The 9,231-nt window shown below is 65.9% G+C and carries 6 protein-coding genes and 1 pseudogene; 2 read left to right on the forward strand and 5 right to left on the reverse strand.

What is annotated here, in order from left to right; translation table 11 throughout:
- Nucleotides 1–2: 2 nt before the first annotated feature.
- The 4 genes from narH to A5784_RS24170 form a co-directional block, all read right to left on the reverse strand.
- Nucleotides 3–1,646, reverse strand: coding sequence for a nitrate reductase subunit beta (gene narH, locus A5784_RS24155; RefSeq protein ID WP_064947404.1), 1,644 nt, complete (start codon nt 1,644–1,646; stop codon nt 3–5).
- Nucleotides 1,643–5,323, reverse strand: a complete 3,681-nt coding sequence (locus A5784_RS24160; RefSeq protein WP_064947405.1) for a nitrate reductase subunit alpha — start codon at nt 5,321–5,323, stop codon at nt 1,643–1,645. The genes narH and A5784_RS24160 overlap by 4 nt, the downstream gene beginning before the upstream one ends.
- Nucleotides 5,320–6,537, reverse strand: a complete 1,218-nt coding sequence (locus A5784_RS24165; protein WP_064947406.1) for a nitrate/nitrite transporter — start codon at nt 6,535–6,537, stop codon at nt 5,320–5,322. The genes A5784_RS24160 and A5784_RS24165 overlap by 4 nt, the downstream gene beginning before the upstream one ends.
- A gap of 284 nt (nt 6,538–6,821) precedes the next feature.
- A complete protein-coding gene (locus A5784_RS24170) occupies nt 6,822–7,214 on the reverse strand; it encodes a (deoxy)nucleoside triphosphate pyrophosphohydrolase (protein ID WP_064947407.1) in 393 nt (130 codons plus the stop codon).
- Nucleotides 7,215–7,241: 27 nt separating this feature from the next.
- Between A5784_RS24170 and A5784_RS24175 the strand changes: the two genes are divergently transcribed.
- Nucleotides 7,242–7,526, forward strand: coding sequence for a 4a-hydroxytetrahydrobiopterin dehydratase (locus A5784_RS24175; protein ID WP_064947408.1), 285 nt, complete (start codon nt 7,242–7,244; stop codon nt 7,524–7,526).
- Here the strand turns inward: A5784_RS24175 and A5784_RS24180 are convergent.
- Entirely contained in the window at nt 7,471–8,664 is a 1,194-nt protein-coding gene (locus tag A5784_RS24180) for a mannosyltransferase (RefSeq protein ID WP_064947409.1), read from the reverse strand. The two genes, A5784_RS24175 and A5784_RS24180, sit on opposite strands and share 56 nt — an antisense overlap.
- A 277-nt stretch (nt 8,665–8,941) precedes the next feature.
- On the opposite strand from A5784_RS24180, the pseudogene A5784_RS24185 reads away from it, so the two are divergent.
- A pseudogene (locus A5784_RS24185) lies at nt 8,942–9,231 on the forward strand (hypothetical protein); the annotation flags it as partial.

The following is a 9,231-nucleotide window of genomic DNA, read 5'->3' on the forward strand; positions in this document are numbered from 1 at the left end:
GTTCACCGCCCGCCGGGGAACATGCCTGCCGGCACGCCGCGGCCGTCCCAATTGAGCAGGTTCACCCGCGACGGATGTTCGGCATTGGCGGCCATGCCCGTTCCCGTCTGTCTCTGTTGCAGGGCATGGAAGGTCTCCACCGCGACGGGCACCGGGCCGCCGCTGGCCTCGCCAAACGGGCCCGACCCGTACATGCCCGGTCCGCCGTCGAAGGACAGCGAGCAGCCGGGCTCCTCCAGATCGCCGACGTCGGAGCCGTATGCGGTCGGGATGACATAACGCTCTTCGTATTTCGCGAGGGCGAGCAGCCGGTACATCTCGTAGATCCGCTCTTCGGTCATTCCCACCGCTTCGGCGATGTGCGGCTGGGTCTGACGACCCAGATTGATATCGCGCATATAGGACCGCATGGCCGCCAGACGGCGCAGCACGCCCTCGACCACGCCGGTGTCCCCGGCGGTGAACAGTCCTGCGAGATATTCGATCGGGATCCGTAGCGCCTCCAGTGCCCCGAACAGATTCCCGAGCTCCTCCCCGTCGTGTCCGTCGCGGCTGACCGCGTCGACCACCGGCGACAGCGGCGGGACGTACCACACCATCGGCACCGTCCGGAATTCCGGATGCAGCGGCAGCGCAACACCGTAGGTGTGGATGAGCTTGTACACCGGTGACCGCTGGGCGGCCTCGATCCATTCGTCGGAGATGCCAGAGGACCGGGCCCCGGCGATCACCTCGGGGTCGGTCGGATCGAGCAGGATCTGCCGGTGCGCCTCGTAGAGGTCCTTGTCGTCCGGCACCGACGCTGCCGCGAGCACACGGTCGACGTCGTAGAGCACCAGGCCCAGATAGCGCAACCGGCCCACGCAGGTTTCCGAGCACACCGTGGGCAGCCCGACCTCGATGCGCGGGTAGCACATCGTGCACTTCTCGGCTTTGCCGGTCTTGTGGTTGAAATACACCTTCTTGTAAGGACATCCGGAGACACACATGCGCCAGCCGCGGCAGCGGTCCTGGTCGACCAGCACGATGCCGTCCTCGGACCGTTTGTACATCGCCCCCGACGGGCATGACGCGACGCAGGCCGGGTTGAGGCAGTGCTCGCAGATCCGGGGCAGGTAGAACATGAACGTCTGCTCGAGTTCGAGCTTGACCTGCTCGCTGACCTGCTTGAGGATCGGGTCGCCGGGCACGATCTCCGGCGAGCCGGCCAGATCGTCGTCCCAGTTCGCCGACCATGACACCTTCATCGGCTTGCCGGTGATCAGGCTGCGCGGCGGCGCGGTGGGGATGTGTTCACCGAGCGGTGCTGAGGTCAGGTTTTCGTAGTCGTAGGTCCACGGCTCGTAATAGTCCTCGATGGACGGCAATTTGGGGTTGGCGAAGATCCGGGACAACTTGGCCAGCCGGCCGCCGTCGCGCAACCGCAGCCGACCGCGGCGGTCCAACCGCCACCCTCCACGCCAGCGTTCCTGATCCTCATATGTGCGCGGATAGCCCTGGCCCGGGCGGGTTTCGACGTTGTTGAACCAGACGTACTCGGTGCCGGCGCGGTTGGTCCAGGCCTGTTTGCAGGTCACCGAACAGGTTTGGCAGCCGATGCACTTGTCGAGGTTCATCACCATCGCCATCTGCGCCATGACCTTCACTGGTACCGCACCTCCTGCGACCGACGCCGCACGACGGTCACCTCGTCGCGTTGATTTCCGGTGGGTCCGAGATAGTTCCACGCGAACGCATGTTGGGCATACCCGCCGGCGAGATGACTCGGCTTGACCAGCAGCCTGGTCAGTGAGTTGTGGATGCCACCCCGGGTGCCGGTGGTCTCGGTCAGCGGCACGTCGATGGTGCGTTCCTGCGCGTGGTAGACGTACACGACACCTTCGGGCATCCGGTGACTCACCACCGCACGGCACACCAGAACCCCGTTGCGGTTGACGGCTTCGATCCAATCATTGTCCCGTACATCGATTTTCGCGGCGTCCGACGGACTCATCCACATGGTGGGGCCGCCGCGCGACAGCGACAGCATGAAGAGGTTGTCCTGATACTCCGAGTGGATCGACCACTTGGAGTGCGGAGTCAGATAACGCACCGTGAGGCCGATGCCGTCACTACCGAGCCGTGGCTCGCCGAACAGTCGCGACATGTCCAGCGGGGGCCGGTAGGTCGGCAGCTGCTCGCCGAGTTCCTCCAGCCAGTCGTGATCGACGTAGAAGTGCATGCGGCCGGTGAGCGTGTGGAATGGCTTGAGCTCCTCGATGTTCACCGTGAACGGCGCGTACCGGCGACCGCCGGTCTCGCTGCCCGACCACTCCGGGCTGGTGATCACCGGGACCGGCCGGGCCTGCGTGTCGGCATAGGTGATCCGGCGTTCCTCGCTGCCTTCAGCCAGATGCACCAGCCTGCGGCCGGTGCACTTCTCCAGTTCCTTGAAGCCTGCCACGGCCAGCCGGCCGTTCGAGGTGCCCGACAGGGCGAGGATGACGTCGGCCATCCGTTCGGCCGAGGTGATCGCCGGACGGCCCTGGGCCACACCGGAATCCATCACACCGAACTTGCCTGCGAGTTCGGCGACCTCCTGGTCGGGGTGCGTGGTGACGCCCTTGGTGGTCAGTCCCAGGGTGTCGACGAGCGGACCGAGGGTGGACCACTTCTCGGCGACTGCGGCATAGTCGCGCTCCACCACGACCAGCGGGCCCATGGTCTTGCCCGGCACGGGCGTCTCACCGGCGCCACGCCAGTCATGCTCGATACCACCCGGATACGCCATCGCACCCGGGGTGTCGTGCTGCAACGTACCCATCACCACATCGGTGCGGGTGCCCAGGTGTTTGGCAGCAAGGGCACTGAACGTCCGGGCGATCGCACCGAATGCTTCATAGTCCGAACGGGTTTCCCACGGTGGGTCCACGGCGGGGCTGAACGCGTGGAGGTAGGGATGCATGTCGGTGCTGGACAGGTCGGCCTTCTCGTACCACGTCGCGGCCGGCAGCACCACGTCTGACAACAGCGTCGTGGACGTCATCCGGAAGTCGATCGACATCAGCAGGTCGAGCTTGCCCTCGGGAATGTCGTCGGACCAGGCCACGTCTTTGGGCCGCAACGCTTCAGCCGTCGGCTCGGCTTGCACGTTCGACGTCGTGCCCAGCAGGTGGCGCAGGAAATACTCGTTGCCCTTGCTCGACGAGCCCAGCAGGTTGGCCCGCCAGATGTTGAGTACCCGAGGCCAGTTCGCCGGATCGTCCGGATCGGTGACAGCAAGTTTCAGAGCACCGGTGGCCAGCTGTTCGGCCACATACTGCGGCACCTCCCGGCCGGCGGCCTTGGCCTCGTCGGCGACATCGAGTGCGGACCGGTCGAACTGCGGGAAGAACGGTGTCCATCCCATGGCCACCGCGGAGGTCAACACGTCCATGGTGTGCTTGTCCCGGAAGCGGCCCCGGCCCACCGGGCTGGCCAGCGCGTCGGCACGGTATCCGTCGTAGCGCCACTGGTCGGTGTGGACGTACCAATATGACGTGCCCGCCATCTGCCGCGGTGGGCGCGTCCAGTCGGTGCCCATTGCCATGGCGGCCCAACCGGTGACCGGACGGCATTTCTCCTGGCCGACGTAATGCGCCCAGCCGCCTCCGTTGCGGCCCATCGATCCGGTCAGCAGCAGTAGGGCCAGCACCGCCCGATACGTCGCATCGCCGTGAAACCACTGGCAGATCCCCGCACCCATGATGATCATGGACCGGCCGCCGGATTCCTCGGCGTTGAGGGCGAACTCACGGGCCACCCGAATCGCCTGCGCGGCACTGACTCCGGTGATCTCCTCCTGCCAGGCCGGAGTGTAAGGCCGGGTGGCGTCGTCGTAGCCGGCGGGCCAGTCGCCGGGCAGACCGGGGCGCGCCACGCCGTACTGCGCGAGCATCAGGTCGAACACCGTGCACACCAGGTGATCGCCCACCCGGCGTACCGGTACGCCGCGCTGCATGGTCGCACCGCTGCCGTCGACGGTGTCGAAGCGCGGCAGGGTGATCTCGGCGACCTCACCGGCTTCTTCGGCCACCGTGAGTGCCGGAGTGAGGCCTTCGAGGTCGAGGTTCCATTTGCCGAGGCCGTCGTTGCCGTAGCGGAACCCCAACGAGCCCTGCGGAACCGCGACACTATTGCTGACACCGTCGAGGATCGCGGGTTTGAACGCCGCATTCTCCACCTGCTGCCCGAGATCGGCCGCAGTGAGATTCTTGGCAGGCACCAGCCTGCCGTCGCGTTGCTCGAGCTTGACCAGGAAAGGCAGGTCGGTGAACTGTCGAACGTAGTCGACAAAGAACGGAACACGATGCTTGACAAAGCATTCCGACAGGATGACGTGGCCCATAGCCATGGCAAGGGCGCCATCGGCGCCTGCCGCGCACGGCATCCACTCGTCGGCGAATTTCGTGTTGTCGGCGTAGTCAGGACTGACCGTGACGACCTTGGTTCCCCGGTAACGGACCTCTGCCATCCAGTGCGCGTCGGGCGTTCGGGTGACCGGGACGTTGGATCCCCACATCATCAGATACGTTGCGTCCCACCAGTCTCCGGACTCCGGTACGTCGGTCTGGTCACCGAACACCTGCGGTGAGGCCACCGGCAGATCGGCGTACCAGTCGTAGAACGACGTCATCACGCCGCCGAGCAACTCAATGAACCGCGACCCGGCAGCGAAGGACACCATCGACATGGCCGGTATCGGCGAGAACCCGGCGACGCGGTCGGGACCGTAGGTCTTGATGGTGTGCACGTGCGCGGCCGCGATCATCTCGGTCGCCTCCGACCAGCTCACGCGGACCAGGCCGCCCTTGCCGCGGGCCTGTTGGTACCGGCGCCTGCGATCCGGGTCGTGCTGGATGTCGGCCCACGCCAGCACCGGATCACCGAGGCGCGCTTTGGCTTCCCGGTACATCTCGACCAGCACACCGCGCGCGTACGGGTACCGCACGCGGGTCGGCGAATAGGTGTACCAGGAGAACGCCGCACCACGGGGACAGCCGCGCGGTTCATATTCGGGCCGATCCGGACCCACAGACGGATAGTCGGTCTCCTGCGTTTCCCACGTGATGATCCCGTCCTTCACGTAGATCTTCCACGAACACGATCCGGTGCAGTTCACCCCATGGGTCGAACGCACCACCTTGTCGTGACTCCACCGATCGCGGTAGAACACGTCGCCCTCGCGACCGCCCTGGCGGGTGACAGTGCGCAGATCATCAGAGAATTCGCCCGGGGTGAAGAACCGGCCACTGCGTTCGAGCAGTTCCTCGACCGGCCCGCCGACATGCGGTGTTCGCGTCACCCACGTTCTCCGATCGAATCGCGTTCATGGACATGGAGCCGCGTCGCCGTGAAAACCAGCGCGGTCAGCGCGGTCGCCACCAACAGCAACAGGCCGACGGTGTAGTCGTTGTCGACGGCATCGTACGTCGCACCCATTACCAACGGCGGGAAGTAGCCGCCCAAACCACCTGCGGCAGCCACGATTCCGGTCACCGAGCCGACCGTGCTTGCCGGGGCACGGTGCGACACCCACGCGAACACACCACCGGTTCCGATGCCCAGGAAGATCGCCAGCGTGATGAACGTCGCCGCCGACCACACGTCCGGCGGCGGCTGGAACACCGCCACCAGTGCCAGCAACGCGGTGCCCGCGAAGGATGCGACCACAACGAATTTGGGCGGTATGCGGTCCGACAGGGCTCCGCCTATCGGGCGGGCCAGCACCGCCGCCAACGCGAAACCTGCAGTGCGGGCGCCAGCGTCGACGGCCGAGAAGCCGTAGATCGTCTTGATGTAGGTGGGCAGGTAGTTGCTGAAGGCGACGAAACCGCCGAACACCACCGCGTAGAGGAACGACATCTCCCACGTCACCGGTAGCCGCAGCGCAGCGCGCAACTTCGGCAGCACAGGGGCTGTATTCGGTTGGAACCTCGGCGCGTTGTGCATCAGCGCCAGGCACAGCGCTGCCGTCAACGCCAAGGCGACCGCCACGATGACGTGGGTGGCGAACAGTCCGAACCAGCGCACGAACCGCGGGGTGAAGAACGCCGACAATGCGGTCCCGACCATGCCCATACCGAAGACACCGGTGGCGAATCCGCGGCGGGCTGGGTCATACCAGTTGTTGGCGAACGGAATACCCACCGCAAAGATGGTTCCCGCGATACCGAGGAAGAATCCGCACACCAGGAGCAAAGGATACGAGCCTGCCGCGCCTGCGGCTCCGACGGCCAGCACCGGCACGATCGACGCCAACGTGACCGCGATGAACATGGTCCGGCCACCGAATCGGTCGGTCAGCGAACCGATCACGATGCGCCCCAGGGAGCCGACCAAAATCGGTGTGGCCACCAGCATCGAGGCCTCGGTACTGCTCAGCCGCATGTCGCCGGCGTAGGTGGTGGACAGTGGGCCGATCATGTTCCAGGCCCAGAAGTTGATCGCCGAAACCCAGGTGGCCAACGCCAGATTCACACCCGGCGCCGAGCCACTCACTGTGGTTTCGGAGGTCATGTCACCGACACGCCGTGCACGGCCGGGCTGGCCGGTACGGAACTCCCCTGGGCACCAGCTGTTATCAGTTGAGGCATCGATGACCCTCTGATCGGCGTGACATCGTCAGCATCACCTGCGATCGTCGCAGCTGCCAGCGTCTTTAGTCCCGCGATTGAGAGAAATTTCCCTCGGGCGTCAATTGATCTTCGCTTTGCGACGCACCCAACACGCACCCATGTCGTTGTGGCGCAACAACAATTCGGGCACCTTCGGTTTGCCTCCAGCAAATCCGGCGCGGCAGGTCATTCGGATCGCATCGCCGCGGCCAAGTCGTCGACCCAGGCGCGGTCGGCCGGCACCCAGTCGAGGCCGGTCAGATCGTCAACCGTGACCCAGCGCAGCGCGCGGTGGTCGTGCGGCCGCGGGCTGCCTGCGGTCAGCGCGACGCGGTACGCCCGCAACGTCATGGCGGCGTTCAGAGCAACGTCGTGGCCGATCCGCGCGCCGACGCTGACCTCGACACCGAGCTCCTCGTGCAACTCCCGCGCCAGCGCGGCGCCGTCGTCCTCCCCCGGTGCGACCTTGCCGCCGGGCAGTTCCCACAACCCCGCCAGCTCCGCAGGTCGGTCACGCTGGGCGACCAGCAGCGCACCGTGGGAGATCAACGCCCCGGCCACAACGATCTGCTCATCCATCGCGCCCGACGGTATACGGTCGAAGCCATGGCTGTGTTAACGAATGACCAGGTTGACGCCGCACTCGTCGATCTGCCGAACTGGGAACGTGCGGCAGGCGCCCTGCGCCGATCGGTCAAATTTCCGGCATTTCTCGACGGCATCGACGCGGTGCGCCGCGTCGCGGAGTTCGCCGAGCAGAAGGACCATCATCCCGATATCGACATCCGTTGGCGGACAGTCACTTTCGCATTGGTGACACATTCCGCAGGCGGCATCACGGAGAAGGATGTCGCGATGGCGGGCGAAATCGACCGGATCCTGGGCCTGTAGTCGCGATCCAGCCCAACGTCGCCAACGTCGCGACGATGTAGATCAGGCCCGCCCAGGCCAAATACCACGGCCGGCTGATCTCCCAGATCGTCGGCTGCGCGAAGCTGAGCAGCCACGGCACGCCGATCAGCGTCAGAACCAACCAGCCCCAACCCAGAACCTGCGCCCCGCGCCGATCCCGTAGCGAACCGTGCAACAGCCACATGATCAGCGGAAGCAGCCAAACCCAGTGGTGCGTCCACGAGATCGGGGACACCAGCAGGCCGAACAGGCTGACGATGATGATGGCGCCGAGCCGGTCACCGTCGCTGCCGCCGACGGCCCGCCACGCGAGCAACGCCAGCACGGCCGTCACCGCGATGCCGATGAGCACCACCGGGCCGTAGCCCGCGTCATGGCCCAGGATGCGCGATATCCCACCGCGCCAGGATTGGTTGAACACCGTTCCGATCGGTCCGACCCGGCGGGCGTCGCCGAGCAGATCCGTGAAGTAGTACCTCGCCTGATCACCGACGACCACCAACGACAACAACACCGTGCCGAAGAACACGACCGCCGAGAACGCCACGGTGGCCCAGCGTCTCGCGCCGACGAAGTACAAGCCCGAGACAGCCGGGATCAGCTTGACCCCGGCAGCCAAGCCGACCAGCAGACCCGACACCCACCATCGGTTGGAGTACACCGCGTAGATCACCGCGAGCGTGAGGATGACGTTGATCTGCCCGTAGTCGAAGGTGCCGCGCAGCGGCTCGATCCAGATGCCGACGGCCGTCCACAGCAGGGCGAGCCGCGGGTCGGTGTACCGACCCAGCATTCGCTGGCTGATCCGGGCCACCCCGTAGAGCGCGACAATGGTGCCGATCTGCCAGAAAAACGCGACCAGGTCGAACGGCAACAGCTGCAGCGGATAGAACACCATCGCGGCGAACGGTGGATACGTGAACGGCAGCAGGAAGTCGGGAGTCTTGTCGCCGTACGTGTACTGGTAGAGCGTGCCCGGGTGGTCGAGCGACGCCGCACCGCCGAGATAGACGTGCAGGTCGACGAGGTTTGTGCCGTTGGGCACCAGGTAGGAGAAGGCCAGGCGGGCCGCGACGCTCAGCGCGAGCAGTAACCACGCATAGCGGTAGAGCCGCATGCTCGATGCGGCCGGTTCGGTTGTGTCAGGTGTCGTGTCTACCGCCCTGACTCTAGCGTTCGACCCTCCCGGGGCAGGGCGACGTGACAGCTCGCGGCGGCCCCCACTGTGGCGCTCCCCTCCCGGCGGTGTTTGCCGACCCGCTGTCGCGTCGGCTCTGGTAACCGATTCCCGTCACTGCCGTAACGGTTGAATAACCGCCACACGTGTCACTTGAGTAACACCAGTAACTCCGTAGTTTCGGGCAGAGACGTGCAGTCAACCGATTGGGAGAACCATGAAGCTCACCTGGAAAGCACTTTCCACCAGCATGACCGCCGCGGCGGGCGCGGTTCCGGTCGCGCTGGCGCTCAGCGCCACTGCGGCCGCCGATCCGGCCCCGGCCCCGGCGCCCGCAGTGCCGAACCTGCCGATCGTCAACGAGCTGGCAAGCGTGCCGGCCCTCGCGCCGCAGCTGCTGCAGGGCGTGACGTCGACACTGACCGGCGGAGCCCCCGCTGCACCCGCGCCGGTCCCCGCCCCTGCAGCTGTCTCTTATACACATCTGACGCTGCCGACGATCGCATA

It is taken from the genome of Mycobacterium sp. 852013-50091_SCH5140682 (assembly GCF_001665685.1).
In the GTDB taxonomy this organism is placed as follows: Bacteria; Actinomycetota; Actinomycetes; order Mycobacteriales; family Mycobacteriaceae; genus Mycobacterium.

What these genes read in the sequence shown, in the direction of transcription:
- A5784_RS24165 (WP_064947406.1), bottom strand. Translation starts at nt 6,537, where the DNA reads ATGACCTCCGAAACCACAGTGAGTGGCTCGGCGCCGGGTGTGAATCTG.
- A5784_RS24175 (WP_064947408.1), top strand. Translation starts at nt 7,242, where the DNA reads ATGGCTGTGTTAACGAATGACCAGGTTGACGCCGCACTCGTCGATCTG.
- A5784_RS24180 (WP_064947409.1), bottom strand. Translation starts at nt 8,664, where the DNA reads ATGCGGCTCTACCGCTATGCGTGGTTACTGCTCGCGCTGAGCGTCGCG.
- A5784_RS24170 (WP_064947407.1), bottom strand. Translation starts at nt 7,214, where the DNA reads ATGGATGAGCAGATCGTTGTGGCCGGGGCGTTGATCTCCCACGGTGCG.